Origin of the sequence: Chitinophaga cymbidii (assembly GCF_007992715.1) — a bacterium.
Lineage (GTDB): Bacteria > Bacteroidota > Bacteroidia > Chitinophagales > Chitinophagaceae > Chitinophaga > Chitinophaga cymbidii.
In genome coordinates this window covers 1,283,669-1,308,866 of the sequence record NZ_BKAU01000001.1, presented here as the reverse complement: position 1 = coordinate 1,308,866, position 25,198 = coordinate 1,283,669, and the positions used below count along the sequence as shown (strand labels likewise).

The window sequence follows — 25,198 nt, the reverse complement described above, 5'->3', positions numbered from 1 at the left end:
AAACATGCAACATTCCACCTTACGATATACGATCCTTGCCCTCACTGCCGTGCTGGTAAGTAGCGGCTGCGGCAAAAATTTCCTGGAACAGGATATTCCGGGAAGGGCTCCGCTGGAAGGGTATTACAAAACCGATGCGGATGCGATGACCGCCACCTTTGCGGTGTACGATCTGCTGCAGGCGGAGTACAACTGGGGATGGGGAAGCCCGCTGATGGTGAAGACCCTCCCGTCCGATGAAAGCAATGCCGGCGGCAACGGTCCCGCCGACCAGCCCAACTACCAGGCGCTGGACAATTTTACATTTGAATCGCAGAACCAGGCGGTGCTCTGGGTATGGCGTGTGAACTACTACGGCATCTACCGCGCTAACCAGGTGATCCATCGCGTGACCGGCGGAACGCCGCTGCAGCAGCGGCTGGTGGCGGAATGTAAAGTGCTGCGCGCCTATTATCATTTCGAGCTGGCCTCCCTGTGGGGAGATGTGCCGCTGATCACGGAACTGCTGCAGCCCGAAGATTACACCACCACGCCGCGTACGCCCCGCGCGGAAGTATATGCGCAGCTGGAAAAGGACCTGCTGGAAGCCATTCCCCTGCTGCCGCTGAAAAGCCAAATGGCGCCGGCGGACAAGTTCCGCGTGAGCAAAGGCGCCGCGCAGGCGCTGCTCGGCAAAGTGTACCTGTTCCAGGAAAAATGGCCGCAGGCGCACGCCGCTTTCAACGATGTGATCATGTCGCACGAATATGATCTTGAAAACAATTTCGCCGCCGTTTTTTCCAATGCCGGAGAGTTCGGTATAGAAAGCGTTTTTGAAGTGCCATTTTCATCGAAAAGAAATTACGACTGGGGCAACTTCCCCTGGGGGCCGTTCCGCCAGATCGAAAGTAATATTCACATTCAGCTGATGGGCCCGCGCAGCGACTTCTACACAAAGGCGCCCGGAGATTCATTGCTGGCGGGATGGGGCTTTAACCTTCCGAAGCCAAAGCTCTACAATGCATACGTGGCAGCCGGCGATGTGGAGCGGAGAAAAGCTACGGTGATGTCAGAAGCCGAGCTGAAAGCCGCGGGCGGAAACTGGACGGCCCCCACGGCCTGGGACTATGAAGGATATTTCCAGCGCAAATACGGCGCATTCAGCACTTCCACCAATGGCCCCGTGAACGACCTGAACTTTGGCAACAATTACCGGCTCATCCGTTATGCGGACGTGCTGCTCATGGCCGCGGAAGCCTATTACCGGGATAATAAGGAAACAGAAGCGCGGGCAGAGCTGAAGAAAGTGCGCCTGCGCGCGAAGCTTCCGGAGATCACGGCATCCGGCACCGCATTGTTCGATGCGATCGTGAACGAACGTTTCCTCGAACTGGCATTTGAAGGGCATCGTTACCTGGACCTCGTGCGCTGGGGCAGGGCGGAAACGGAATTAGGTCCTTTAGGCTTTAAAACGAAAAAATATGAACTGTTCCCCATCCCCAATGAAGACGTGCGCGTAGGAAATCTTTCTCAGAATCAGGGTTACAACTGATCTTAATGATAAAAGCGATAAATAAAAAGTAGACAGCAGAAAAGGGCCGCTTATCCAGGCGGCCCTTCTTATATCAGGGTGTTCGGGGAAGTGTCCTAATTTTCGTCCGGCATGTTCTCAATGAAATTGATCAGCATGCCCGGCACCGGTTTGCATATCCTTTCCATTTCCCATTCGCTGTGCGTGCGCGTAATACGGAAAACCGCTACCATTTCACCGCCATTGCTCAGCATTTCTCCTTCTCCCGTTATCAGCCATCGGATGTTCAGCTCCGTAAAATGCCGCGCGATATCCGCCAGGATGTCCGCACTCGGCTTTGCATTCCGGGACCGGAACAGGCGGGCGATCTTTTCACAGCTTTTGTACCGCATCCTGCGGCAGAAGGCCGTTGTGTTCAGTTCTTTGTACTGGAGAAAGAATTTTAGTCGCAAGGAGATTGATTCCATATCAAAATAAGATATTTTACTTCATAGAGTTGCAAAGAGATATATCAGGGTGAAGCATATGCTGCTATCAGAAAAAAATTATCAAAACCCGTTCACCCCCATTACACCCAAATGTTGTCTTACTCTGGAAGATATCAACGACGCAGATGAATTCCTGGCGCTATGCCGGCTTATGAAACAGTTCCCGCCGTGTGCGGATGCGAGTGGATGTTATCTCAAATTTTTTTATTGAATTTATGTGCGATGGCAACCCTGTAGCCGGCCTTTCATCGTTCATACCCCAATGCCAGGCGGAATGAATAAAAGGCAGCATTTCTGCTATTTCTTCCGGCATCAGAAAATTACGGTACGCGCAACACGGTCAGGTGTGAATGTACCGGTTTTACATAAGTCTCATGTCTAATGTATGCATATACCGGAGGGTGAAGTCTTTCACCCTTCTCTTTGTTCCTGCCGCCCCATTTTTATGACAAACGGTTGCAAACCCGTCAGCTTTTTTGTAAATTTCATCAGATCCGTAGTGGAGCTACCAATTTTTTTATCCGATAAGCATGCATTATTTTTCCACGTACCGGGCCATGCGCTCCATCCCCGCCATGCTGGCGGCAGCTCTTTTCCTTACCGGTTGCGGTGGCGGGAAGCAGGTGGACTATAGCTCGGAAGTGAAACCGATCCTGAACAAACATTGCATTTCCTGCCATGGCGGCGTGAAGCAAAACGGCGGTTTCAGCGTTCTGTTCCGGGAAGAAGCCCTGGGCAAAACAAAAAGCGGTCATCCCGCCATTATCCCCGGTGATCCGGACCACAGCGAATTTATCCGCCGGCTCCACAGCAAGGACCCGAAGGAAAGAATGCCCTACAAATCCCCTCCGCTCAGCAAAGAAGAGATCAGCATCCTCACCCGTTGGGTGGAACAGGGCGCGCAATGGGGCGAGCACTGGGCCTACGTTCCTCCCGGTCCCCCCGCGCAAACGGTCCCGATGCAGACCGCCGGATACAGCAGCAGCACCGGCGCCACCGGTATCGATCATTATATCAACCGTAAGCTGGAAGAAGAAGACCTTGAAGCGGCGCCCGAAGCAGACAGGATCACACTGCTCCGCCGCGTCAGCCTCGATCTCACCGGCCTCCCGCCCACTGCGGAAATGATGCAGTCCTTCCTCGCGGATAAAAGCGGTAAAGCATATGAGAACGTCGTAGACAACCTGCTGGCATCGCCGCATTATGGAGAACGGTGGGCCGCCATGTGGCTGGACCTCGCCCGGTATGCGGATACCAAAGGTTATGAGCGGGACAATACAAGAAAAGAATTCTGGCGCTACCGCGATTGGGTGATCGATGCATTTAACAGCGATATGCCGTACGACCGGTTCACCATCGAACAGCTCGCCGGCGACCTGCTGCCGCATCCTACCGACGCACAACTGATCGCCACCGCATTTCACCGCAATACCATGAATAACGATGAAGGCGGCACGCAGGACGAAGAATTCCGTACCGCCGCGATCATCGACCGGGTGAACACCACCATGGAAGTATGGCAGGGCACCACCATCGCCTGTGTGCAATGCCACAGCCACCCCTACGATCCCTTCCGCTTCGAGGATTATTACAAGCTGATGGCGTTCCTCAACAACACCCGTGATGAAGATACCTACGGCGAACATCCCAAACTGCGTTTATACGACAGCGTTGGCCGCCGGCAGGTGGATGATGTGGCCGCCTGGATACGCAACCACGGCAACGCCGCCGCGGAAAAGGAAACCCGCGATTTCCTGCGCACACTGGAACCCAAGATACATGCCCACGATTGCGATGAATATATCAACGGCGAACTGGCGGATACGAAGTTCACCTCCATCCGCCACGGCGGCAGCTGCCGGCTGAAAAATATGCCGCTGAACGGCAGAACGAAGCTGCTGATGTATTACTGGACGAACAGTGAAGGCGGTTCCCTCGAGATAAAACTCGACAGTCTGCATGGCCGCACCATCGCGCGGCAGGCGGTGCCGAAAGGCCGCCAGGCGCTGTCCGTGCCCATTCCCGCCATTGAAGGATCGCATCACCTCTATTTTATTTTCCGTAACAGCAGCCTGAAACCCCTGCAGTCCGTGTGCACTGTAGAATGGTTCGCGCTCCGCAACGACCTGCCGGGTAAGGGCGAGCCCGGTTATCAGTCCGCCGAAAACACATTCATGCACCTCGTGAATGACAACCCGGAAAGCGTGCCGGTCATGATCGAGAACCCGCGGGAGATGTTCCGCGAAACCAATGTATTTGAACGTGGCAACTGGCTGGTGAAGGGTAAAGCCGTACAGCCGGACGTGCCCGCGTCCCTCAATCCTTTCCCCGCCAATGCGCCCCGCAACCGCCTGGGCCTTGCGCAATGGATCATGGACGACAAGAACCCGCTCACGGCGCGCGTGATGGTGAACCGTTTATGGGAACAGCTTTTCGGAACAGGGCTGGTGGAAACGCTGGAAGATTTCGGCACGCAGGGGTTCCTGCCTTCGCATCCGGAACTGCTGGATTACCTCGCTTACCGCTTCATGCATGATCATCAGTGGAGCATAAAATCCTTGCTGAAAGAAATGGTGATGTCCGCCGCTTACCGCCGCGATTCGAAGAGCACGCCCGCATTGCAGGAAAAAGATCCCGCCAACCGCTATCTCGCCCGCGGCCCGCGCTTCCGGCTCACGGCGGAACAGGTGAGAGATCAGGCACTGCTCGTCAGCGGCCTGCTCAGTGAGAAGATGCATGGGCCTTCCGTGATGCCCTATCAGCCGGAAGGCATCTGGCAGGGCGTGTACAGCGGAGAATACTGGAAGATGTCTGAAAACGGCGATCAGTACCGCCGCGCCGTATATACTTTCCTGAAAAGGACCAGTCCGTATCCCTCCGCCGTCACCTTCGACGGCTCCAGCCGCGAGGTATGCCTGCAGCGCAGGATACGCACCAACACGCCTTTGCAGGCGCTGGTCACCCTGAATGATCCCGTGTACGTGGAAGCAGCGCGGCACCTCGCTGTTAATATGAACAAAGCAGGCGCCGCCGATCAAAAAGCGTGTATTCGTTCAGGTTATAAGGCGGCGATGTATAAAGACATCACGCTGGCAAAGCTGGCCGTGCTGGAAAAATTGTATACGCAGGCGCTGGCGAAGTTCCGGGAAGATCCGGAGGCCGCCACAGCTTTCCTGCAGGAGGAAAAACGGCCGGACCTGGCGCATCTGGCGGCACTCACGGTAGTGGCCAATGCGATCATGAACCTGGACGAGTTCTTATCCAAATCGTAACGAACATGTCTGAAAAAATCATACAAGAGGCTAATGAGCGGGCCGCGAAATATTTTTCCCGCCGCCATTTCCTGCACAACTGCATGACCGGCCTCGGCGCTACCGCGCTGGGCTCCCTGCTGGGCGGCTGCAACCTGTTCTCCGGAGAATCCGGGGAAGAAGGCATGCCGCAGAGCCTGAACCCCCTGGAGCCGCGCGCCCCGCATTTCCCGGCACGCGCCCGCAGCGTGATCTACCTGCACATGGCCGGCGCCCCCTCGCAGCTGGAACTGTTCGACTACAAGCCGGACCTGCAAAAGCTGCACAACCAGCTCTGCCCGCCCTCCATCCTCGAAGGCAAACGTTTTGCATTCATCCGCGGCGTACCGAAGATGCTCGGCCCGCAGGCGGTGTTTGCACAACATGGAGAATCCCGCGCATGGGTGAGCGATCACCTGCCGCATTTTGCGAAGGTGGCGGATGATGTGAGCTTTCTGAAAGCCGTGCATACGGACCAGTTCAACCACGGCCCCGCACAATTGTTCATGCACACCGGCAGCGCCCGGCTCGGCAGGCCCAGTATCGGATCATGGGTCACCTACGGGTTAGGCTCCGAGAACAGCAACCTCCCGGGATTCGTAGTGCTCACCTCCGGCGGCAAAACGCCCGATGCCGGTAAAAGCGTGTGGGGCAGCGGTTTCCTGCCCTCCGTATACCAGGGCGTGCAATGCCGCTCCAAAGGCGATCCCGTGCTGTATATCACCGACCCGGAGGGAATGGACCGCGATATGCGCTACCAGTCCATCCAGGCGATCAATGAAGTCAACAAACAGGAATACGAAACTTTTAAAGATCCCGAAATATTATCCCGCATCTCACAATACGAGCTGGCTTACAAAATGCAGATCTCCGTGCCCGGCGTAATGGACATCAGCAACGAGCCCGCTTACATCCATGAGCTGTACGGCACACAGCCCGGCCAGGAATCCTTTGCCAACAATTGCCTGCTGGCGCGCAAGCTGGTGGAGAAAGGCGTCCGGTTCGTGCAGCTGTTCGACTGGGGGTGGGATGCGCACGGGACCAATGAAGATACCTCTATCGAATACGGCCTGCGCAACAAATGCCGCGAGATCGATAAAGCGATGACCGCGCTGCTGATGGATCTCAAGCAACGGGGCCTGCTGGATGAAACGCTGGTGGTATGGGGCGGCGAATTTGGCCGCACCCCGATGCAGGAGAACCGCGACGGCAAGGAGATGCCCTACATGGGCCGCGATCATCACGCGGAAGCGTTCACCATGTGGATGGCCGGCGCCGGCGTACGCAGGGGCGGCAGCTGGGGCGAAACCGACGAGATCGGCTTCAGCGCTGTAAAAGGAAAAACCTCCGTGCACGATATCCACGCCACCATCCTGCAGCAATTGGGCTTCGACCACGAAAAATTTACCTACCAGTTCCAGGGCCGTCCATTCCGGTTAACGGACGTGGAAGGACGTGTCATCAATGAAATATTAGGCTGAACATGCAAATAGACAGAAGGAATTTCCTCAGACAATCCGCCCTGCTGGGCGCCACCTCCTTATTACCATCTTTCGCGCACAGCGCGGCGCCCGGCTTCCGGCTGCTCGTGATGGCCACCAACTGGGGCTTCCCCTATTCGATGGACGAATATTGTAAACGCGCCAAAGAAGCGGGATACGACGGTATTGAAGTGTGGTGGAAGAATGACGATGCGCTTTTTGCGGCGCTGGACAAATATGGGCTGGAAGTGGGATTCCTGTGCAGTGGTAACAGCAATGAATACACGAAGCATGCGGAATCCTTCGAAGCGGCGCTCACAGCCGCCACTTCCCAAAAACGCAAGCGCCCGGTGTACATCAACTGCCATTCGGGGAAAGATTATTTTTCGTTCGAACAGAATTGCAAATTGATCGATATCACCACCCGCATTTCCAAACAAACCAACATCCCCATCTACCACGAAACCCACCGCTCGCGCATGCTGTTCGCCGCGCACATCACACGCCAGTTCATCGAAGCAAAACCGGACCTCCGCCTGACGCTGGACATTTCACACTGGTGCAACGTGCACGAATCCCTGCTGCAGGACCAGCCGGAAACCGTGGCGATGGCGCTTGCCCGCGCGGGGCACATACACGCGCGTGTAGGCCATCCGGAAGGCCCGCAGGTCAGCGATCCGCGTGCGCCGGAATGGGAGCCCGCCCTGAAAGCGCATTTCGCCTGGTGGGATGAGATCGTGAAACAGAAACAGACCAAAGGCGAAACGTTGACGGTGCTCACGGAATTCGGCCCGCCGGATTACATGCCCACCGTGCCTTATACCCGGCAGCCGCTCGCCAATCAATGGGATATCAATGTGCACATGATGAAACTTTTTAAATCGCGATACGGTAAAGGATGATGAATTTATTGCAGATAGCCGGCCAGGGAAGCTGGGGCTTGTTTTTTGGAAGATTTCATCCGTTACTGGTGCATCTGCCCATCGGCATGCTGATGATCGCCTTCATCCTCGAAGGGCTGAGTAAAGTAAAGCGCCTTGCTTTCCTGTCCGCCGCCGTACTGCCCGTAATGATATTCGGCGCCCTGTCCGCCGTGCTCTCCTGCATTGCGGGATATTTGCTTTCGCTCTCCGGCGGATATGAGGACGATGCGCTGGCCCTGCATCAGTGGCTCGGTATAGGCGTTGCCGTTATTGCCGTGCTGCTGTGTGTGCTGCACCGCATGGCCGTTCTGAAAAAGTTATGGTTTCCCTTGTCGGGAGTGATGATCGTATTATTGTCCGCCGCCGGCCACTATGGCGGTTCGCTCACGCATGGCGATGATTACCTCACCGCCGCCCTGCCCGGCCGTCAACTCCCAAAGACCGCATCCATCACCAGCATCCCCGATGCAAAAGTATATGATGATATGGTGCAGCCCATCCTGGAGCAGAAATGTTACGGCTGCCACAATGCACAAAAGCTGAAAGGCGGTTTGCGGCTGGATGGAATGGAACATATCAGGAAAGGCGGCGAGAATGGCCCCGTGCTGAAAGACAGCCTGCCTGAAGCCAGCGAACTGTACAAGCGCCTGATCCTCCCGGAGAACGACGACAACCGGATGCCGCCCAAAGGCAAACCGCAACTGACGCCGCAGCAGGTGGAAATACTTTACTGGTGGATCGAGCAGGGCGCTTCCACTACGGCCAAAGTAAAAGAACTGCAGAAATCCCCGCGCATACAGCTGGTGCTGGAAGCCATGCAGCCCTCCGGCACAGGCGATCACCCGTTCATACCGGAAACCACGCCCGGCCCCGTGGATGATCAGGCCCGCGAAGCGCTGGAAGCGATCGGTGTGAAAGTGATGCCGGTGGCTGCCGGCAGCAATTATGTGATGATCAATTGCGTGAACGCTTCCGGGTTTTCCAATAAGGATGCGGATTTGCTGCTGCCGCTGAAATCGCAGATCGTGTGGTTGAAGCTCACCGGCACGCAGGTGGGTGATTCCGCTTTGCAGGTACTGGCGAAGCTTCCGCAGCTCACCCGTTTGCACCTTGAGTATACCGCCGTTACGGATGCGGGTTTGCCGGTATTGGCGGATTGTAAACAGCTGCGGTATTTGAGCCTCGTGGGTACAAAGGTCAGTGACAAAGGCGTGCTCGCGTTGCAGCGGAACAAAGCACTGAGAGAGTTGTTCATCTATAAAACCGCTGTGCCTGCCACAGCGATCAGCCAGCTGCAGCAAGCGTTGCCGGAAACGAGGATCGATACCGGGGGCTACACGATGCCGGTGCTGGCAACGGATACCACGGTGTATAAAAAAGAAGGCTGACAAATGAATGTCAGCCTTGCGATATTTTGAAAGCTTTTCCAACCTGTTTATTGCGCCTGCTTTCCCTGCGGCCTTCCATGCCACTTCCGTTTTCCGTGATGCGGGTTCTTCTTCTTTCCAGCCATCTGCTGCGAAGAGGACTGCCGCATTTGCACGGCCGGCGCCGGTTTCACCGGGGCGGTCAGGCTGGCGGGGAAGGGATGGCCATCCACCACAGGAATTTGCTGCGCGATCAGCTTAGTGATATCCTTCACATATGCCCTTTCTTCTTCATCACAGAATGACAGGGCAATGCCGCTCGCGCCACCGCGGCCGGTACGGCCAATGCGGTGCACGTAAGTTTCCGGCACGTTCGGGATCTCGTAGTTGATCACATGGGAAAGGTTATCCACGTCAATACCCCTGGCCGCAATATCCGTCGCTACCAGCACACGGATGCGCCCGCCCTTGAAATCGGTGAGCGCGCGCTGGCGGGAGTTCTGCGATTTGTCGCCGTGAATGGCGCTGGCGGAGATCTGCGCTTTGTTCAGCTCCTTCGCCACGCGGTCCGCACCGTGCTTGGTGCGGGTAAACACAAGCGCACTGGTGATGGAGGCATCTTTCAGCACATGGATCAGCAATGCGCGCTTCGTGGTTTTATCGGTATAATACAGGCGCTGCTCCACTTTCTCCGCCGTGGAAGAAACCGGTGTAACGGCTACTTTCTCCGGATTGGTGAGGATGGAGTTAGCCAGCTGCGCGATCTCGGGAGGCATGGTAGCGGAGAAGAACAGGGTCTGCCTTTTTTCAGGCAGCTTGGTGATCACTCTTTTTACATCATGAATGAAACCCATGTCCAGCATGCGGTCCGCTTCATCCAGCACGAACTGGTGAATGTAGCGGAGGTTGATGTGCCCCTGCTGCCAGAGGTCCAGCAGCCTGCCGGGCGTGGCGATCAGGATGTCCGTTCCCTGCTTCAATGTCTGTATCTGCGTGTGCGCGGACACGCCGCCAAAGATCACCAGGTGCCGGAGGCCGGTATGCGCGCCGTAATCCCGGAAGTTCTCGGCGATCTGTATCGCCAGCTCACGGGTGGGCGTGAGGATCAGCGTTTTGATATGCCTTGCGCCGGATTGCTCCGCCTGCTTTTCCTTGTAAAGCAATTGCAGGATGGGGATCGCAAATGCGGCGGTTTTGCCCGTGCCGGTTTGTGAACAGGCCAGCAGATCTCTTTTTGCCAGTACGATAGGAATAGCCTGCGACTGGATCGGTGTGGGCGTAGTATAGCCCTGTGTTTCAAGTGCACGCAAAATGGGTGCAATGAGACTTAATTTCTCGAATGACAAGATGTTTATAGTTTAGTTTTAAAATGATGCTAACAATCCAAAGCTTGTTAAGAGAAGGATGGCTAGATTGTATATCCACACATCATTTTAAGTGAACCTGAGTACCAAAAAGGCAAAAGGGGATATAAAATAACTCCGCAAAGATACGGATTTTTAAATAAAAGCTTGATCAGGGATGTCCGTGAATGAACCGGAAGGCGCGCCGCTCGGACCAGTAATGTTTTCCGGGGAATGATACGAAGCCTACATGCCCGCCTGTCCGCGGTGTTTCCAGGTGAAAGAACGGGTTTTGCTCCGCTTCTTCATAGGGAAAGCTGCCCTTGCCCAGGAAAGGATCGTCCAGCGCATTGATGAGCAGGGTGGGAATGCGGATGCCCGGCAGGAATTTTTTGGAGCTGCAGGCCGCCCAGTATTCTTCCGCGTTTTTGAAACCATGCATGGGCGCGGTATAGCGGTCGTCGAACTGCCGGAAGTTGCGGATCTCCGCATAGTTTTCAAGCGATATGAGGTCGGGGAACTTTTGCGCCTTGATCTCCAGCTTTGCACCGAGCGACTGAATAAAGCGCCGCATGTAGATGAAGTTGTGCCGCTTTTCCAGCTCCACGGAGCTGTCTTTCAGATCGCAGGGCACGGAGATGGCCACAGCGGAACGGATGATGCCCGGAATGGCCGCGCCCTGCTCGCCGATATATTTCAGCGTCACATTCCCGCCAAGCGAAAACCCCAGCAGATGCACGCTCCGGTATTGCCCCGATCCTTCTATATAACCGATCACCGTTTGCAGATCGCCCGTTTCGCCGCTGTGGTAAAACCGCAGTGCGTTGTTCATCTCGCCGCTGCAACCCCGGAAGTTCATGCATACGGTATCGTATCCTCCTTTGTTGAAAATATCTACCATGCCGCGCATGTACTGCCGGTCCGTATTGCCTTCCAGCCCGTGCAGGATCACCACCAGCCTGTCGCTGTTAACGCGGCTGAAATCGAGGTCGAGAAAATCATTGTCTTTCGTGGTAATGCGGGTGCGCGTATATTTTGCCGCTTTTATCCTCCGGAACAGTGTCGGGAAAATGGTAAGCAGATGGCGGTTCCGGAGCAGTACCGGCGCTTTGTAGTCCGATGTTGGCAGGACGGGCATACTGCAAAGGTAGGAAGAAGTGCGGCAATTTTAAATGATGAGCGGCCTGTTGAGGGTATATATTGTTTGAATTAGTGGGCATCGGGCCTTATTTTTGGCCGCAAGCAAAATGATTTCGTTATGAGGCGCATGCTATTCATCAGCATTTTCATCATCGGCACAACGGCAGCAAAGGCGCAATCCACGCAGTTTTCCAGCTGGATCGCATCTTTCAATACGTTTTCCATCAAAAATACAAAGCTCTCCGTTCACCTGGACGTGCAGGCACGCAGCACGGACGAATGGCGGGAATTCCAGACGTTCCTGGTGCGCCCCGGCCTGAACTATCATTTCCGCAAGAACATGGTCGCTACCGTGGGTTATGGCTGGGTGGGCAGCCGGCGCACCTTGCAGGACCTGACCGCGTATCTTTCCGAACACCGCATCTGGGAGCAGTTCATCGTTAATCATCATCTCGACTTCATCCCCATCCAGCACCGCTTCCGCGTGGAGCAGCGCTTTATCGGCAACCCGGTGGTGAACAACAATGAGCTGGAAAAGGACGGCCATGAGCTGACGCACCGTTTCCGGTATTTCCTCCGCGGCGTTATTCCCTTCAGCGGCGAGAAATCCTTTACAAAAGGGCCTTTTGGCGCCTTGCAGAATGAAGTGTTCCTGAATTTCGCGAATACGGATGTGGTGAACGGGAAAGCATTTGATCAGAACCGGGCTTACCTGGCCGTGGGCTATCGTTTCAGCCGGCAGTTCGACCTGGAAATGGGGTATCTCTATAACTATATTTCCGGCATCAATAATGCCTATACGAAAATTCACGTGTTGCAGCTGGCCGGATATGTAAGGTTATGATGCATACGCAAAAAGGCGGCGGTCCGTAAGATGCGAACCGCCGCCTTTTCAGTATAAGTGTTTTGTTCTATCGCGCCGCTTTCCGCTTCCCTTCAATATTCGGCAGAAAACCCGTCAGTAACCCGATCAGCGGCAGGTAAGCACAAACCTCGTAGACATAATAAATGCTCGTTCTGTCCGCCAGCTCTCCGAGCAGCGCAGATCCGATGCCCGCCATCCCGAAAGCAAATCCAAAGAACAATCCCGCGATCATCCCCACTTTCCCCGGCACTAACTCCTGCGCATATACGAGAATGGCGGAGAAGGCCGATGACAATATCACGCCGATGAACACGCTCAATATGGCCGTCCAGAATAAATTCACATGCGGCATCAGCAGGGCGAACGGGGCCACGCCCAGGATGGAGATCCAGATCACATATTTCCTGCCGATGCGGTCGCCTACCGGCCCGCCGATGAAGGTGCCCGCCGCGATCGCAAAGAGGAACACGAACAGGTATACCTGCGCGCTCTGCACGGATACATGAAATTTGTCCATCAGGTAGAAAGTATAATAGCTGGTGAGGCTGGCCATGTAAAAGTATTTCGAGAAGATCAGCAGCATCAGTATCACCAGCGCAAAGATCACCTTGCCGCGGGAGAGCTGCACGCGCTCCACCTGGGCGACCGCTTTCTTTTTCGGTTTGATGCGGTGGGTGTTCCGCAGGTACCACTTGCAGATCCGCAGCATCACCACGATGGCGATGAGCGCGATCACCGAAAACCAGATGATGTGAAACTGCCCGAGCGGCACGATGATGGCGGCTGCGAGCAGGGGCCCCAGCGAGCTGCCGGTGTTACCGCCTACCTGGAAGAGCGATTGCGCCATGCCATGCCTGCCGCCGGAAGCCATATAGGCCAGCCGGGACGCTTCGGGATGGAATACGGCGGAACCCACGCCCACCAGCGCCACAGATACCAGCACAATGGCAAAGTGATGCGCGAGGGAAAGACAGATCAGCCCGGCCAGCGTGAATCCCATGCCGATAGCGAGCGAGTAGGGCTGCGGCCGTTTATCCGTATACAGCCCTACCAGCGGCTGCAGAATGGAGGCGGAAAGCTGGAAGGTAAGGGTGATCAGTCCCACCTGGGAGAAGCTCAGCTGCAGGGAGTCCTTTACCAGCGGGTAGATCGCGGGGATGAGGGACTGTATCGTGTCATTGAGCAGATGCGTGAAGCTGAGCGCCAGCAACACAGAGAAAACGGTTTTTTCAGCGAGCTGCTGGGCCGCTGTTTTTTGTTCTTCTTCTAAAGCAATAGTTTCCATTGTTGTCAGATCATCTGATGATTGTATGCAAAAAAATTATTTCGTATGTGTGCTGATGCGGGTAGACCATAGCAGCGCCTGGGCGGGATCTTTGTCTGCAATGCTTTGCAGCAGCGACTTGTGCAGGTGCTGTGTTTCCAGGAAACTCGAAGTGTCCGCAAAACGTTCGGAGAACGATTGCTTCAAATGTGTGGCGATGGTCTTGTAAAGGTCCACCATGATCTCGTTCCCCGATGCTTCCGCCACGCTGCTGTGGAAATTGATGTCCGCCTGCATGCAGGCGTCGATGTTATTCGCTTTGGCATGTTCGTAGCGCTGTTTCAGGAAGGCCCTCATTTTTGCGAGGTCTTCTTTCGTTCTGTTCTGCGCGGCCTTTTCCGCGATCTTCACCTCGAGCAACAGCCGTACCTCGTTCAGGTCCTGGTAATGCGCGCGGTGCAGCCGTTGCGCCAGCGGCTCCGCCATGGCGTGCTGCGACATGATGAAAGTCCCGAGTCCCTGCTGCACGCGCACCAGTCCCGCATTCACCAGCAACCGTACCGCTTCGCGGATGGTAGACCGCCCAACGCCGAATTGCTGCATCAGCTCCGGCTCTGTGGGCAGTTGCTGGCCCACGCTATACTGGCTGGAGCAAATGACCTGCTGTAGCCGTCCGGCCACTTCATCCGCCAGGTTCCTGCGCTTTAAAGGATGTATCTGTGTATTCATCATATCATCTGATGTTTGCAAAACTAGTACAAAATATCTGTAACATCAATACAATATCCGGGCAGGCATCTTTAGGACATTATTTATACTTTTGTAGTCCTTAGTTGTCAATTTTAAAAATATTATCCAATGGCGTTACCAAAATTCATGATTGCAGATGATCCTGTTACCGATCCGGATAATGAATATATCTTTCATACCGAGCGGCCGCGCTTCTTTGCCAAACGTGTAGAAGAAGATGAAGAAGTAGCTTACATTGATATTGTGGAGGAAATTGATAATGTGGAGGAATACTTTCACGGAGAGCCTGAAAAGAAACAGGAGCTGCTGGACGAGCTGGAAGAATGGTACTATGCGTACATGGAGTGGCTGGAAGAGGATGATGATGACGACGAGGAATAGCAGCAGCGCTATTCCCCGATCTTTTCCGGTTTCATCATCGGGCGGTTCATTTTCAGGGGCAGCCTGAACACGTTGCCCGCCAGGTCCGAAAAGTATAATGCTGATGAGGAAGGCTGCCGTCCGTTCCCGTCCGCCCAGAAGGCGTAGAACCCGGGATGCCCGTTCACCGGCCGCCGTGGATAAGAATGGTTCTTCCGGCTGTGCTGCGTCAGCTGTTTTTCCCTGCTCCAGTGCCTGCCCTGGTCCCTGCTGGCCCACATCACCACTTCACCACCCGTATTAAAAGCCTGCGGTCCTGTTTCAGTAGGCGCCACTACCCGCCATACGCCATTGGCTTCGATCATCAAAGATCCCATATCATAGTTGTGATCAGAGGTTGTGAACGGCAGCATGTCCCAGCTTTTGCCCGTCCACCGCGCCGTGTGCCATTCATATGGGCCGTTGTACGGTCCGGGTGCGGCGCCTTTGCTGGTTTGATACAGGATCACCGGGCCGCCGCCGGCGTCGAAATTCAGGTCGTTGATGTAGACGTTCAGCTTTGCGGTGGCATAGTCTTTCACCAGCGCCGTTTTCCCGGCTTCGAGCAACGGCAGCTGCACCGCTTGCCCGTCCGCCGTTTTCCAGCTTTCCCCGAAATCGTCCGTATAGAGATAGTAAAGATTCGTTCTGTGGTCCAGCCCCGGGCCGGACTTCATATTCGGATGATGATTGAATGCGGTGCCGATGCGTTTGCCGGACTGGCCGCTGGTCTGGTAATGGCCTTCTTCCATGTTGGCGATGTCTTTCCATTCGGACCAGTGCACGCCGTCCGCACTTTTCATATAGGCGATCACCCGGCAGCTCTTTTTACCGTAGCGCAATTCCTTTATTTCATAATGCGTGAACAGCGCGAGGAACCCTTCCTCCGCGTCGTAGTACACCTGGAGGTACGAAAAGTTATCCAGCGGCACGCGCTTCCCGTTTTCCATTTTGGTAGCTGCAATGCGGGTGAAAGCGCTGATATCGTAAGGTTTAGTGCTTTTATGGATGAACGAAGGCCGGGCGGTGCCATGGGAAGTGGAGAACAGCCAGATATAGCCGTCTTTATCCACCTGCATCACCGGGTTATCATGCGCATCGTCCGTCTGTTTATCCAGCACCAGCGTGGGGCGGGATACCATGCCGGTGGCGTGATCGAAATAACCGACCTCATGATACAGCGTTTTGCCTGCAGTGTCCGTGCCGCCATAGCAGAAGAACGTTTTGCGCACTTTCGGCGCATACACCGCGAAAGGATAATGATTGGATGGATAGGTGCCCAGCCCGCCGCCGTATTTATAGGAATATTCCCGGTTGCTTCCGTTGCTGTACCAGATACCGCGGTAGCCGTCATCGCGCTTTTGTTGGGCAAACGATTGCAAAGAAGATAATACGATGAGTAATAAGTAGATGGATCTTTTCATAACATGGAATGATGGAAACGTTTAAAAATAACAATTTCCGATCATTATATCTGTTATGCATGATCCGCAGTTGGCTTCCCGGTTACTGTGCAGGCTTTAATTACAATACCCCAGGGCGAGATAGATCAGGATAAAGACCAATATCGTACCCAAACATCCGCCACCTAGTTTTTTTGCGCCGTAACCGGCGATCAGTGCTCTGAGGAATTTATTCATGTATGCAGATTTTTAGGTACAAACGCATGCAATTTGCATGCCGCAGGGAAGGCGGTATCAGGACCGTTTGGAGAATGCCGTCTCCACAAAAAATTCCAGGCTCGGCAGATCGAACCGGGGCATGAAATATTCATCTATGCTAACAAGCCTGTCTTTGATCTTCCTGAACAATGTGAACTGGTATTCATGGCCTTGCCTGCCTGACCCGGCTATTTGCCTGATCCGGTTCAATATGGTCCTGCCTTCCATGATCGAGTTGTAATCAACGAAGCATAACGGACCTTTGGGCGTGAAAAAAAGCAGTCTTGATTCCATGGTCACAAGGTTTTCGGGTGAAAAGAAACGGGACAACCAAGGTAACACTTTTGTGTTATAGTTGATACTTTTTAACAAAAGCTTAAAATATCATTCAAAATGAGCATTTTATGCTTCGCCGGGTTTCTTCTTTTCAAAACTGTAGAGGAGGTAGAATAAAGCCGGAAGGATGAAGATGCTCCCGATCAGCAGCGCCCACGCGAGGGCTTCGATGGTTTTTTCCTGGCCCTGGTGCTCTATGAGGGAAAGGTAGCCGCCGTGCTTCAGCAGCACGATGTTCGGAAAGTGACGGTAGGTGGCGGCGAAAAGGATCATACATACCTGGAAGCCTGCCAGCAGGCGGATAATGATGGCTTTTCCATGCGTTAATCCGTACCAGAGGAAGGGCAGCGACAGGCTGGCAGCGGTGATGGCGAGGATACCGGCGGGTTTGCCGAACACCCAGTCTACCAGCGGGATGTTTTCGATATAGGAAGCGGTGAATACCAGCACGCCGCACAGCACGGCGGAAATGATCATCCATTTTGCCTTCCGGGTAAAGAATTGCCGGTCCGCCTCACTATCCGTTTCCCCGATGATGAACACCGCGGCGAGGAACCCGCAGATGCAAACGGTGAACAGGCCCACCGCCACGGAAAACCCGTTCAGCCAGCTGAAAACGTACGCCGATAAAAAATCCTGCGCCTGCAGGTCTATCTGCCGGGACACGGTGCTGGCCGCGATGATGCCCAGGAACAGGGGCGTGATCACGCTGGAGTAGATGAATATGCGGTTGTAGAGCTTCTGCATGTCGTCTTTCACGGCGTCATAATGCCGGAACACAAAAGCGGTGCCCCGCGCGATGATCCCCAGCAGCATGGCCGTCAGCGGGATGTGGAGGTACACGGACATGGTGGCGTATATCGAAGGGAACCCCACGAACAGGATCACGATGGTGATGATCAGCCACATATGGTTGGCCTCCCATACCGGCCCGATCGCCTGGTACATCGTCCGGCGCGTTCTGCCGCGGTTTTTCCGGGAAGTGAAAAACTCGATGATGCCCGCCCCGAAGTCCGCCCCGCCAAGGAGCAGGTATAGCAGGATGGCCGTCCACAGAAATACGATGACAACATACAGCATGATCAGATGGCTTTGGATGGTTCAGAAGAATGATCGTAGAGCTTGCCTACCATGCGTATCTGCCGGTACAGCAGGAATGCCACGATGAAGGAAAGCGATAAATACACGGCGGTGAAGATGTAGAAGGAATAAACGATCCCCGGCATGGGGGTAACGGCGTCGGCTGTACGCATAATGCCGTTGATGATCCACGGCTGCCGCCCCACTTCCGTGACCGTCCATCCCGCTTCTATCGCAATGAACCCCATCGGCGTGGCGATCACGAATAATCTGAGCAGCCATCGCTTTTGCAGCCATTGCTTTTTCTTCCACAACGCCAGGAAGTAAAGCAGCGCAATGATCATCATCACCACTCCCAGGCCCACCATGATCTGGAAGGCGTAGTGCGTGACGGCCACCGGCGGCTGGTTTTCTTCCGGTATTTTATCGAGGCCGGTTACTTCGGCATTGAAATCGCCATGCGCGAGGAAGCTAAGGCCGCCGGGAATTTTGATCGCGTAGTTTACTTTTTTCTCCTGCATGTCCGGTATGCCGCCGATGATAAGCGGCGCTTTTTCTTCCGTATGGAAATGCGCTTCCATGGCGGCGAGCTTTGCAGGCTGGCGTCTGGCAACGTCTTTCGCGGAAATATCTCCGCTGATGGGTTGCAGAATGGCCGCCACGGCGCCGAACGCGGCCGCAATGCGGAAGGCTTTGGCATGGAATGCCACGTTCTTTCCTTTCAGCATCATCAGTGCATGAATGCCCGCCACCGCAAAACCGGTAGCCACAAACGCGGCGATTGACATATGCAGCGCCTGCGAGAACCAGGCGTCGTTGAACATCGCTTTGATGGGATCTATGTTCAGGTATTCGCCGTTCACGTAATCAAAGCCGGCGGGACTGTTCATCCAGGCATTGGCGGCCACCACCAGGATGCCTGACACCAGGCCGCTGATGCCCACCACTACGCCGGTGAACCAGTGGAACCAGGCATTGAAGCGGTTCCATCCATATAAAAAGAACCCCAGCGCAATGGCCTCAATGAAAAACGCCGTGCCCTCCAGCGAAAAAGGCATCCCGAAAATAGGCCCCGCATGTTCCATGAAAACCGGCCAGAGCAAACCCAGCTCGAAAGATAAAACAGTGCCGGAAACAGCGCCCGTGGCAAAGAAGATCGCCACGCCCTTGCTCCATGCTTTTGTAAGATTCCGGTATACTTCGTTGCCCGTTCTGAGCCATTTGTAATGCGCTACCGCCATGAAGAAAGGCATCACCATGCCAATGCAGGCAAAGATGATGTGGAATCCGAGGGACAAAGCCATCTGTGATCGTGCAGCAAAAAAATCATCCATGCCGGAACAGTTTTTGAGGAAATCCGGTAACCCCGGAACGCCGTAAAAGTAGGAAGAAAAGTGGGAAGAAGATATGAGTAACATCAGTTTTGATGTCAACCGAAAATGAGCGGCGTCAATTATTATGCTTAACTTATGCAGATGAAAAAGGATAATGCTGAAACCAGCGGACTGCGCTCCTGGCAGCACAAGCTGCATGCGCTGATCTATGAATCGGAAACCCTCGCCGGCAAAGCCTTCGACATTGCATTGCTCGCCTGCATCCTCATCAGCATTGTGGTGGTGATGCTGGACAGCGTAAAGCCCCTGCATGCAAAGTACGGCAACGTGTTCCTGGTGCTCGAATGGACCTTCACCATCCTCTTCACCATCGAATATACCCTCCGGCTCATCTGCATCCGCCACCCGCACAAATACGTATTCAGCGCTTTCGGTATTATCGACCTGCTTGCCATCATCCCGAGTTACCTGAGCGTTATTTTCGTAGGGGCGCAATCGTTACTCGTGCTGCGCGCGCTGCGGCTGCTCCGTATTTTCAGGATCTTCCGGCTGGTGCATTTCCTTTCGGAGATGCGTTTTCTCTCCGTGGCCATTCTCAACAGCCTGCGCAAGATCAGCATCTTTATATTATTTGTATTGAGCTGCGTGGTGATACTTGGTTCGGTCATCTACCTGGTGGAAGATGACAGCAGCGGGTTCACCAGTATTCCGCAATCGGTGTACTGGGCCATTGTGACCATCACCACGGTGGGGTACGGCGATGTGGCGCCCGTGACCACGGCAGGCAAGCTGATCGCCAGTTTTATCATGCTGTTGGGGTACGGCATTATCGCCGTGCCTACGGGCATCGTGACCACAGAAATGGCGCTGGCTGTGCGGCACCGGCGGCAGGGCAACAATGCATGCCCTTCCTGTGGCCGGGAAGGGCATGACCATGATGCTGATTTTTGTAAATATTGCGGAGGTAAGCTGTAACTATTCAGCCGCATCGCGCAACATTTTGATCTTGTTATGCGATGCTCTTAAAGTCTGCTGCTGTTCCATCAAAATCTGACGGATGTAATCAGGCAGTTCCTCCACCGTCATCGCGGAATCATAAGCGCGTTGAGCGGCGTCTTCACCCATTTCACAATTTGCCAGCACGGCATGGCGGTCGTGCCCCGTAAATGCCGCTTTTATGTCCATCCACGCGCGGTAGATCTTGCCGCTGTTGGTAGTACCGGTTTCCACATCGCCACCGGAAACCTGCACTTCTGTTGCCAGCGCATTCCTGATCTCCTGGCTTTCGCGGATCATGTCCGTAAACAAAGAACGGAGATCGGCATCTTCACCGGATAATTCTTTCAGCGCTCTTTCATATCCGGCAATACGGTCGTTATTGATCGCTACCAGGTCGTTCAGGACCTCAATGGTTTCAGTTGTTGTCTTTTCCATGATTGAATGTTTTTGGTGTTTACGATTGAAACGCCATAAAACATGCCAGCCGGAATACAGGGAGAAAGCCACGGTTGTTTACACAATCTGTAGCGGCATTTGTTCAGGATGGGTATCTGTGGGCTCACTTTCCTGCGGCTGTTTTACGGCTGAAAATGGAGCGTTCGTTAAAAATGATGACGGACAGGAGTATCAGCGAGTAGGCGATCCATTGCACCGCCGTCACCTTTTCATGGAACCAGGCCAGCGCAACGGCAAAGCTGATAAGCGGATTGATGTAAAGCAGGATGCCGACCGTGGACGAATTGAGGCCCTGCAGGGCAAAGAGGTTCAGGAAAAGCGGAACGATGGTGAACAAAATGCTGATCACGGCGATCAGCAGGTAGAAGATGATCTCTGTGGGAACGGGGCCGTGATAAAAGGGATAGAAAGGCAATAGCAATAGCGCGGAGCAGGTGATCTGCAGGGTGAGCAGCAGGAATTTGTCCAGCCCGCTGTTCTTCGGCTGTATCACGAGGTACAGCGCATAGCTTAAAGCGATGAGCAGGCTGTACACTAGGTCCATCAAGTGGCCGAACGACAGCAGCAGGCAGCTGAACGCGCTGATGCCTACGGCGAGCCATTGCCACCGGCTGAGCTTTTCGTGCAGGAAGAAAAAGGCCAGCACGGTTGTGAGCACCGGGCAAACGAGGTAAGCCAGTGAGGACGCCTGGATGCTGATGTGGTTCAGCACAAATATGAAGAAGAACCAGTTGCCGGTGAGGAAAATGCCGCCGGCTACAATGGAGAGGATGATCTTTTTCCGTTGTGCCGGGGGCATGGCGCGGAAGGTGGAGTTGTTGTGCCGGAGGGTCTTTCTGCGGAACAGGAAGCTGATCACGAGCATCAGCGCGCTGCAGGAAAAAACGCGGAAGAACAGGATGTCGAGCGACGGATAGTGCTGCAGGGGTTTCAGCACAAAGCTGAAAAAGCCCCAGATGGCAAAGGCGGTGATGGCAGCCAGGTAGTACTTCGCTGGTTTCATGGAATGTATCCCGGGGTCAGCAATGGCGGTTTGTTTCCGGCAGGGAGTGGCCGGTGTGCATGGCATATTTTTCTTTCGTACATCCTGTAAGTTTATCAATAAAGTTACAGGGAAAAATTGTTCTCCGCCCGGAATCTTTTTTCGCCGGCCTCGAAAAAAATCTGGATATTCGATGGTGTCGCAATCAACCCCTTACATTGTCGTGTTTAGCCATCGGGCAAATGACGGATTGGGCGTAAGATTGCAATGTCAAATCATCTATCCGGTATGAAAGTATTTTATTCCGTTCTCGCAAATTCACTGGCAGCTTCGGTTACCAACACCTTCGTTTGGTTCGCGGTCACTTTCTGGGTTTACCTCGAAACCAAGTCCGTGCTGGCCACCTCTTTCATGGCCGGTATTTACATTGGTACCGTAGCCCTGTCAGGCGTTTTCTTCGGATCGCTGGTAGATCATCACCGGAAGAAAAAGGCCATGCTCATCTCCAGCATCTGCTCCCTCGTGCTGTACAGCATTGCATTGTTCATTTACAGCACCTCGCCGGAGCAGCGGTTTAAAGACCCTTCCAGCTTTACGCTCTGGGCGTTCATCATACTTTCCCTGTTCGGCGCGCTTGCCGGCAACATCCGCATGATCGCATTGCCCACGCTGGTGACTTTCCTGATACCGGAACCGGACCGGGATAAAGCGAACGGACTGATCGGCAGCACCAACGGCACGGCATTCCTGATCGCATCCATATTGAGCGGCATGGCCGTGGGCTTCCTGGGTATTTCATGGATGTTCCTGCTGTCCATCGGCATGACCTTGCTCACCATCATTCACCTGGCGATGGTGTCTGTGCCCGAAGACGAGATCGTGCATACAGAGCAGCAGCCCAAAAGCATCGATATCCGCGGCACGATCAAGGTGATCAACCTCATTCCCGGCCTCTTTGCGCTGATCTTTTTCAATACGTTCAATAACTTTCTGGGCGGCGTTTTTATGGCGCTGATGGACCCGTATGGCTTGTCCCTCGTGTCGGTGCAGGCATGGGGAATATTATGGGGGATATTGAGCCTGGGGTTCATCGTAGGCGGACTGGTCGTTTCCCGGAAAGGACTCGGCAAAAAGCCCGTGCGTACCCTGTTCCTGTGTAATATTGTCATGTGGACGATCTGCATCTTCTTCACCATGAAATCCTCCGTTGTATTGCTGGGCGTCGGCCTGTTCATTTATTTGTGCCTGATACCTGTGGTGGAAGCCGCGGAGCAGACCATCATCCAGAAAGTGATCCCTCCCGAGCGGCAGGGCCGCGTATTCGGTTTTGCGCAAAGCATTGAGCAGGCCGCCTCGCCGCTGACAGCTTTCATGATCGGCCCCATCGCGCAGTTCTTCTTTATTCCTTTCATGACCACCGGCAAAGGCGTGGAGCTTTTGGGCAGCTGGTTCGGTACAGGTATCGACCGGGGTATTGCACTGGTGTTCATTGCTACGGGATTGATCGGGTTGATGGTGACCCTCCTGGCCATGCGCTCTTATGCGTACCGGCGGCTGGTGGAAATCTAGGTATTTTGTTGATTTTTCAGTTTCCGCTTTTTTTAGCACAATAAATTAATTAAAATTGACGGTGGACTAAATCCCGGTTTACGGGCATGCCTTTGATGACTGACCATGACTTGCTAAAAAAGCTGAAAGAAGGCGATGAACCGGCCTTCCGGGAACTGTATGCCCGGCACAGCAAGCAGGTACTGGTATTCGCCTACCATCTCACACATTCCGCCATCGACGCGGAAGACATCCTGCAGGAAACTTTTCTAAGGTTATGGACGAACCGGGACCACCTGCCGGAGATCAATCATTTCGGCAATTACATCTTTACCATCGCGCGGAACAAAACGCTGGACCATCTGCGCAAAGTTTCCCTGCAGCGAAAACTGATAGACCAGGTGTGGGCGAACATCTCGGATATTTCCGATGACCTGGAGCTGCAGCTGGACGCCCGCGAAAGCAAAGCCCTCATCAGCGAAGCCCTCGCCCGGCTATCCCCCCAGAAACAAACCATCTTCCACCTCAGCCGGCAACAGGGCCTCAGCCACGAAGAGATCGGGCAGCAGCTGAGCTTGTCCAAAAGCCGGGTGAAAAACCTGCTGGTGGAAACCCTGAAACACATCCGGCTGTACCTCGCACAGCATTCCCTGCTGCTCGCCGTGCTGTTTCAACTGGCCTGCGTAAAATTTTCCTGAAAAATCCCGGTCCTTCCCTTCCCCCCGTACGTCTTTATTATTACAAGCCTTTCCATTATGCCGTATGATCCTTCCAGAATAACGTACCTGTTGCAGCGCTACACCAGTAAAACCTGTACCCGTGAGGAGCTGGAAGAGCTATTCACCTGCATCGCAGAAGCCGGTTCAGACGAAACGCTCCACCGCTTCATGGAAGATGCTTACCACGAGATCCGGCCGGGAGAGGAATTGCCGGAGATCGATTATGAGGCCGTATACAGCGGCATCGTAGGGCAAACTCCTTCAACCAGCGGCACCGGCGATAACGCCGCCGGCTACGACCCCGCTCCTGACAGGAGCCCGCGCCGCCTGTTCCCTTTCCGCTACGCCGCTGCCGCCGCAGTGCTCCTCATACTGGCCGGCCTCCTTTTCTTCTGGCCCAAAAATCAACATCCAACCGTCATCCAGCCACCGCAGCTGGCCGCTAACGACGTAGCCCCCGGCGGCAACAAAGCCGTGCTGACGCTGGCGGACGGCTCCACCGTTACGCTGGACAGCCTGGGCAACCAGGTGATCACCCGCGGCAATACAAGCATTACGCAGCAGCACGGGCAACTCGTATACGGCGACCAGGGAACGGATGCCGCCATGCAATATCATAAGCTGTCCACTCCCCGCGGCGGACAATTCAAACTCACTTTGCCGGACGGCACCCGGGTGTGGCTGAATTCGGCATCCTCCCTCCGGTACCCCACTGCCTTTACCGGCAAACAAAGGGTGGTGGAACTGGAAGGGCAGGGCTATTTTGAAGTAGCGGAGAATGCCAGCCAGCCGTTTAAAGTGATGGTAAACACCATGGAAGTGCGGGTGCTGGGGACGCATTTTGATATAATGGCTTATAAAGATGAAGCCACCGTGAACACCACCCTCGTGAAAGGATCGGTGCAGGTGAAGGAAGGACAGGCGCTGCAGTTGCTGAAACCCGGCCAGCAAGCCCTGATGCATCATCAAAACCATGCCATCACCGTGCAGGAAGCGGATGTGAACAAGATCATCGCCTGGAAGAACGGCCTGTTCGTATTCAATAACATGACGCTGACCGCCATTTTGCGCGAAGTAGCCCGCTGGTATGATGTGGAGATCGTGTATAACACAACGCCCGGCACGGAGCTGTACGGCGGCGGCATTTCCCGGAACCTGAACCTCTCCGCCGTCATGGAGCTGCTGGAAGGCGCCGGGCATAATCATTTTATAATAGAAGGAAGAAAGATAATTGTAACGCCTTAAAGATCGTCAACAACCAAA

At 54.3% G+C, this 25,198-nt stretch carries 22 protein-coding genes; 11 read left to right on the top strand and 11 right to left on the bottom strand.

The features are described from left to right. Positions 1–4: 4 nt before the first annotated feature. A complete protein-coding gene (locus CCY01nite_RS05095) occupies positions 5–1,531 on the top strand; it encodes a RagB/SusD family nutrient uptake outer membrane protein (protein WP_146858414.1) in 1,527 nt (508 codons plus the stop codon). Positions 1,532–1,626: 95 nt separating this feature from the next. Here CCY01nite_RS05095 and CCY01nite_RS05090 read toward each other — a convergent pair whose 3' ends face one another. Continuing rightward, complete coding sequence (locus CCY01nite_RS05090) at positions 1,627–1,977, bottom strand: hypothetical protein (protein WP_146858412.1); 351 nt, start codon at positions 1,975–1,977, stop codon at positions 1,627–1,629. Between the two features lie 551 nt (positions 1,978–2,528). Between CCY01nite_RS05090 and CCY01nite_RS05085 the strand changes: the two genes are divergently transcribed. From CCY01nite_RS05085 to CCY01nite_RS05070, 4 genes are read left to right on the top strand one after another with little or no spacing between them, the layout of a single operon-like run. Beyond that, positions 2,529–5,270: a DUF1553 domain-containing protein gene (locus CCY01nite_RS05085; protein WP_246129852.1), complete on the top strand. Its 2,742-nt coding sequence runs from the start codon at positions 2,529–2,531 to the stop codon at positions 5,268–5,270. A gap of 5 nt (positions 5,271–5,275) precedes the next feature. Then, positions 5,276–6,769: a DUF1501 domain-containing protein gene (locus CCY01nite_RS05080; RefSeq protein ID WP_146858410.1), complete on the top strand. Its 1,494-nt coding sequence runs from the start codon at positions 5,276–5,278 to the stop codon at positions 6,767–6,769. Between the two features lie 2 nt (positions 6,770–6,771). Then, positions 6,772–7,671 (top strand): sugar phosphate isomerase/epimerase family protein, encoded by a 900-nt coding sequence (locus CCY01nite_RS05075; protein ID WP_146858408.1) that lies wholly within the window; start codon positions 6,772–6,774, stop codon positions 7,669–7,671. After that, entirely contained in the window at positions 7,668–9,080 is a 1,413-nt protein-coding gene (locus CCY01nite_RS05070) for a c-type cytochrome domain-containing protein (RefSeq protein WP_146858406.1), read from the top strand. Before CCY01nite_RS05075 ends, CCY01nite_RS05070 begins: the two co-directional genes overlap by 4 nt. A 47-nt stretch (positions 9,081–9,127) precedes the next feature. Here CCY01nite_RS05070 and CCY01nite_RS05065 read toward each other — a convergent pair whose 3' ends face one another. Next, on the bottom strand, positions 9,128–10,369 hold the full coding sequence (locus CCY01nite_RS05065) for a DEAD/DEAH box helicase (RefSeq protein WP_246129851.1): 1,242 nt from the start codon (positions 10,367–10,369) through the stop codon (positions 9,128–9,130). Between the two features lie 205 nt (positions 10,370–10,574). After that, positions 10,575–11,540 carry a YheT family hydrolase gene (locus tag CCY01nite_RS05060; protein ID WP_146858402.1) on the bottom strand — a complete coding sequence of 322 codons (966 nt, stop codon included), beginning with the start codon at positions 11,538–11,540 and terminating at the stop codon, positions 10,575–10,577. A gap of 120 nt (positions 11,541–11,660) precedes the next feature. On the opposite strand from CCY01nite_RS05060, the gene CCY01nite_RS05055 reads away from it, so the two are divergent. Beyond that, positions 11,661–12,386: a DUF2490 domain-containing protein gene (locus tag CCY01nite_RS05055; RefSeq protein ID WP_146858400.1), complete on the top strand. Its 726-nt coding sequence runs from the start codon at positions 11,661–11,663 to the stop codon at positions 12,384–12,386. A 67-nt stretch (positions 12,387–12,453) separates the two neighbouring features. Here CCY01nite_RS05055 and CCY01nite_RS05050 read toward each other — a convergent pair whose 3' ends face one another. Both CCY01nite_RS05050 and CCY01nite_RS05045 read right to left on the bottom strand, forming a co-directional pair. Beyond that, the gene (locus CCY01nite_RS05050) at positions 12,454–13,692 is read right to left on the bottom strand and encodes an MFS transporter (protein WP_146858398.1); all 1,239 of its coding nucleotides are present in this window, start codon (positions 13,690–13,692) and stop codon (positions 12,454–12,456) included. Between the two features lie 36 nt (positions 13,693–13,728). Continuing rightward, positions 13,729–14,403 (bottom strand): FadR/GntR family transcriptional regulator, encoded by a 675-nt coding sequence (locus CCY01nite_RS05045; RefSeq protein ID WP_246129850.1) that lies wholly within the window; start codon positions 14,401–14,403, stop codon positions 13,729–13,731. A 126-nt stretch (positions 14,404–14,529) separates the two neighbouring features. On the opposite strand from CCY01nite_RS05045, the gene CCY01nite_RS05040 reads away from it, so the two are divergent. Continuing rightward, positions 14,530–14,802 carry a hypothetical protein gene (locus CCY01nite_RS05040; RefSeq protein WP_146858396.1) on the top strand — a complete coding sequence of 91 codons (273 nt, stop codon included), beginning with the start codon at positions 14,530–14,532 and terminating at the stop codon, positions 14,800–14,802. 8 nt (positions 14,803–14,810) lie between these two features. On the opposite strand, the gene CCY01nite_RS05035 is transcribed toward CCY01nite_RS05040, so the two are convergent. From CCY01nite_RS05035 to CCY01nite_RS05020, 4 genes are all read right to left on the bottom strand, one after another. Then, positions 14,811–16,244, bottom strand: coding sequence for a BNR-4 repeat-containing protein (locus CCY01nite_RS05035; RefSeq protein WP_146858394.1), 1,434 nt, complete (start codon positions 16,242–16,244; stop codon positions 14,811–14,813). Positions 16,245–16,517: 273 nt separating this feature from the next. Continuing rightward, positions 16,518–16,775 carry a hypothetical protein gene (locus CCY01nite_RS05030; protein ID WP_146858392.1) on the bottom strand — a complete coding sequence of 86 codons (258 nt, stop codon included), beginning with the start codon at positions 16,773–16,775 and terminating at the stop codon, positions 16,518–16,520. A gap of 108 nt (positions 16,776–16,883) precedes the next feature. Next, positions 16,884–17,897 (bottom strand): cytochrome d ubiquinol oxidase subunit II, encoded by a 1,014-nt coding sequence (locus CCY01nite_RS05025; protein WP_146858390.1) that lies wholly within the window; start codon positions 17,895–17,897, stop codon positions 16,884–16,886. A 2-nt stretch (positions 17,898–17,899) separates the two neighbouring features. Then, complete coding sequence (locus CCY01nite_RS05020) at positions 17,900–19,231, bottom strand: cytochrome ubiquinol oxidase subunit I (protein ID WP_146858388.1); 1,332 nt, start codon at positions 19,229–19,231, stop codon at positions 17,900–17,902. 141 nt (positions 19,232–19,372) lie between these two features. Between CCY01nite_RS05020 and CCY01nite_RS05015 the strand changes: the two genes are divergently transcribed. Continuing rightward, positions 19,373–20,206, top strand: coding sequence for an ion transporter (locus tag CCY01nite_RS05015; RefSeq protein WP_146858386.1), 834 nt, complete (start codon positions 19,373–19,375; stop codon positions 20,204–20,206). On the opposite strand, the gene CCY01nite_RS05010 is transcribed toward CCY01nite_RS05015, so the two are convergent. Together CCY01nite_RS05010 and CCY01nite_RS05005 are read right to left on the bottom strand one after the other, a co-directional pair. Further along, positions 20,207–20,665 carry a PA2169 family four-helix-bundle protein gene (locus CCY01nite_RS05010; protein ID WP_146858384.1) on the bottom strand — a complete coding sequence of 153 codons (459 nt, stop codon included), beginning with the start codon at positions 20,663–20,665 and terminating at the stop codon, positions 20,207–20,209. It lies immediately after the preceding gene. Positions 20,666–20,789: 124 nt separating this feature from the next. Further along, positions 20,790–21,755 (bottom strand): EamA family transporter, encoded by a 966-nt coding sequence (locus CCY01nite_RS05005; protein ID WP_222614309.1) that lies wholly within the window; start codon positions 21,753–21,755, stop codon positions 20,790–20,792. A gap of 201 nt (positions 21,756–21,956) precedes the next feature. On the opposite strand from CCY01nite_RS05005, the gene CCY01nite_RS05000 reads away from it, so the two are divergent. The 3 genes from CCY01nite_RS05000 (at position 21,957) to CCY01nite_RS04990 (ending at position 25,180) form a co-directional block, all read left to right on the top strand. Continuing rightward, positions 21,957–23,237 (top strand): MFS transporter, encoded by a 1,281-nt coding sequence (locus CCY01nite_RS05000; RefSeq protein ID WP_146858380.1) that lies wholly within the window; start codon positions 21,957–21,959, stop codon positions 23,235–23,237. Positions 23,238–23,323: 86 nt separating this feature from the next. Beyond that, the gene (locus CCY01nite_RS04995; protein ID WP_146858378.1) at positions 23,324–23,914 is read left to right on the top strand and encodes an RNA polymerase sigma factor; all 591 of its coding nucleotides are present in this window, start codon (positions 23,324–23,326) and stop codon (positions 23,912–23,914) included. Between the two features lie 57 nt (positions 23,915–23,971). Next, the gene (locus tag CCY01nite_RS04990) at positions 23,972–25,180 is read left to right on the top strand and encodes a FecR family protein (RefSeq protein ID WP_146858377.1); all 1,209 of its coding nucleotides are present in this window, start codon (positions 23,972–23,974) and stop codon (positions 25,178–25,180) included. The last annotated feature ends 18 nt before the right edge of the window (positions 25,181–25,198 follow it).

Excerpts from the sequence above, each read along its gene's own strand:
- CCY01nite_RS05035 (WP_146858394.1), bottom strand. The coding sequence starts at position 16,244 with ATGAAAAGATCCATCTACTTATTACTCATCGTATTATCTTCTTTGCAA.
- CCY01nite_RS05090 (WP_146858412.1), bottom strand. The coding sequence starts at position 1,977 with ATGGAATCAATCTCCTTGCGACTAAAATTCTTTCTCCAGTACAAAGAA.
- CCY01nite_RS05000 (WP_146858380.1), top strand. The coding sequence starts at position 21,957 with ATGAAAGTATTTTATTCCGTTCTCGCAAATTCACTGGCAGCTTCGGTT.
- CCY01nite_RS05050 (WP_146858398.1), bottom strand. The coding sequence starts at position 13,692 with ATGGAAACTATTGCTTTAGAAGAAGAACAAAAAACAGCGGCCCAGCAG.
- CCY01nite_RS05075 (WP_146858408.1), top strand. The coding sequence starts at position 6,772 with ATGCAAATAGACAGAAGGAATTTCCTCAGACAATCCGCCCTGCTGGGC.
- CCY01nite_RS05020 (WP_146858388.1), bottom strand. The coding sequence starts at position 19,231 with ATGGATGATTTTTTTGCTGCACGATCACAGATGGCTTTGTCCCTCGGA.
- CCY01nite_RS05085 (WP_246129852.1), top strand. The coding sequence starts at position 2,529 with ATGCATTATTTTTCCACGTACCGGGCCATGCGCTCCATCCCCGCCATG.
- CCY01nite_RS05060 (WP_146858402.1), bottom strand. The coding sequence starts at position 11,540 with ATGCCCGTCCTGCCAACATCGGACTACAAAGCGCCGGTACTGCTCCGG.
- CCY01nite_RS05055 (WP_146858400.1), top strand. The coding sequence starts at position 11,661 with ATGAGGCGCATGCTATTCATCAGCATTTTCATCATCGGCACAACGGCA.
- CCY01nite_RS05080 (WP_146858410.1), top strand. The coding sequence starts at position 5,276 with ATGTCTGAAAAAATCATACAAGAGGCTAATGAGCGGGCCGCGAAATAT.
- CCY01nite_RS04995 (WP_146858378.1), top strand. The coding sequence starts at position 23,324 with ATGCCTTTGATGACTGACCATGACTTGCTAAAAAAGCTGAAAGAAGGC.
- CCY01nite_RS05040 (WP_146858396.1), top strand. The coding sequence starts at position 14,530 with ATGGCGTTACCAAAATTCATGATTGCAGATGATCCTGTTACCGATCCG.
- CCY01nite_RS05025 (WP_146858390.1), bottom strand. The coding sequence starts at position 17,897 with ATGCTGTATGTTGTCATCGTATTTCTGTGGACGGCCATCCTGCTATAC.
- CCY01nite_RS05070 (WP_146858406.1), top strand. The coding sequence starts at position 7,668 with ATGATGAATTTATTGCAGATAGCCGGCCAGGGAAGCTGGGGCTTGTTT.
- CCY01nite_RS05045 (WP_246129850.1), bottom strand. The coding sequence starts at position 14,403 with ATGATGAATACACAGATACATCCTTTAAAGCGCAGGAACCTGGCGGAT.
- CCY01nite_RS05015 (WP_146858386.1), top strand. The coding sequence starts at position 19,373 with ATGAAAAAGGATAATGCTGAAACCAGCGGACTGCGCTCCTGGCAGCAC.
- CCY01nite_RS05005 (WP_222614309.1), bottom strand. The coding sequence starts at position 21,755 with ATGCCATGCACACCGGCCACTCCCTGCCGGAAACAAACCGCCATTGCT.
- CCY01nite_RS05095 (WP_146858414.1), top strand. The coding sequence starts at position 5 with ATGCAACATTCCACCTTACGATATACGATCCTTGCCCTCACTGCCGTG.
- CCY01nite_RS04990 (WP_146858377.1), top strand. The coding sequence starts at position 23,972 with ATGCCGTATGATCCTTCCAGAATAACGTACCTGTTGCAGCGCTACACC.
- CCY01nite_RS05010 (WP_146858384.1), bottom strand. The coding sequence starts at position 20,665 with ATGGAAAAGACAACAACTGAAACCATTGAGGTCCTGAACGACCTGGTA.
- CCY01nite_RS05030 (WP_146858392.1), bottom strand. The coding sequence starts at position 16,775 with ATGGAATCAAGACTGCTTTTTTTCACGCCCAAAGGTCCGTTATGCTTC.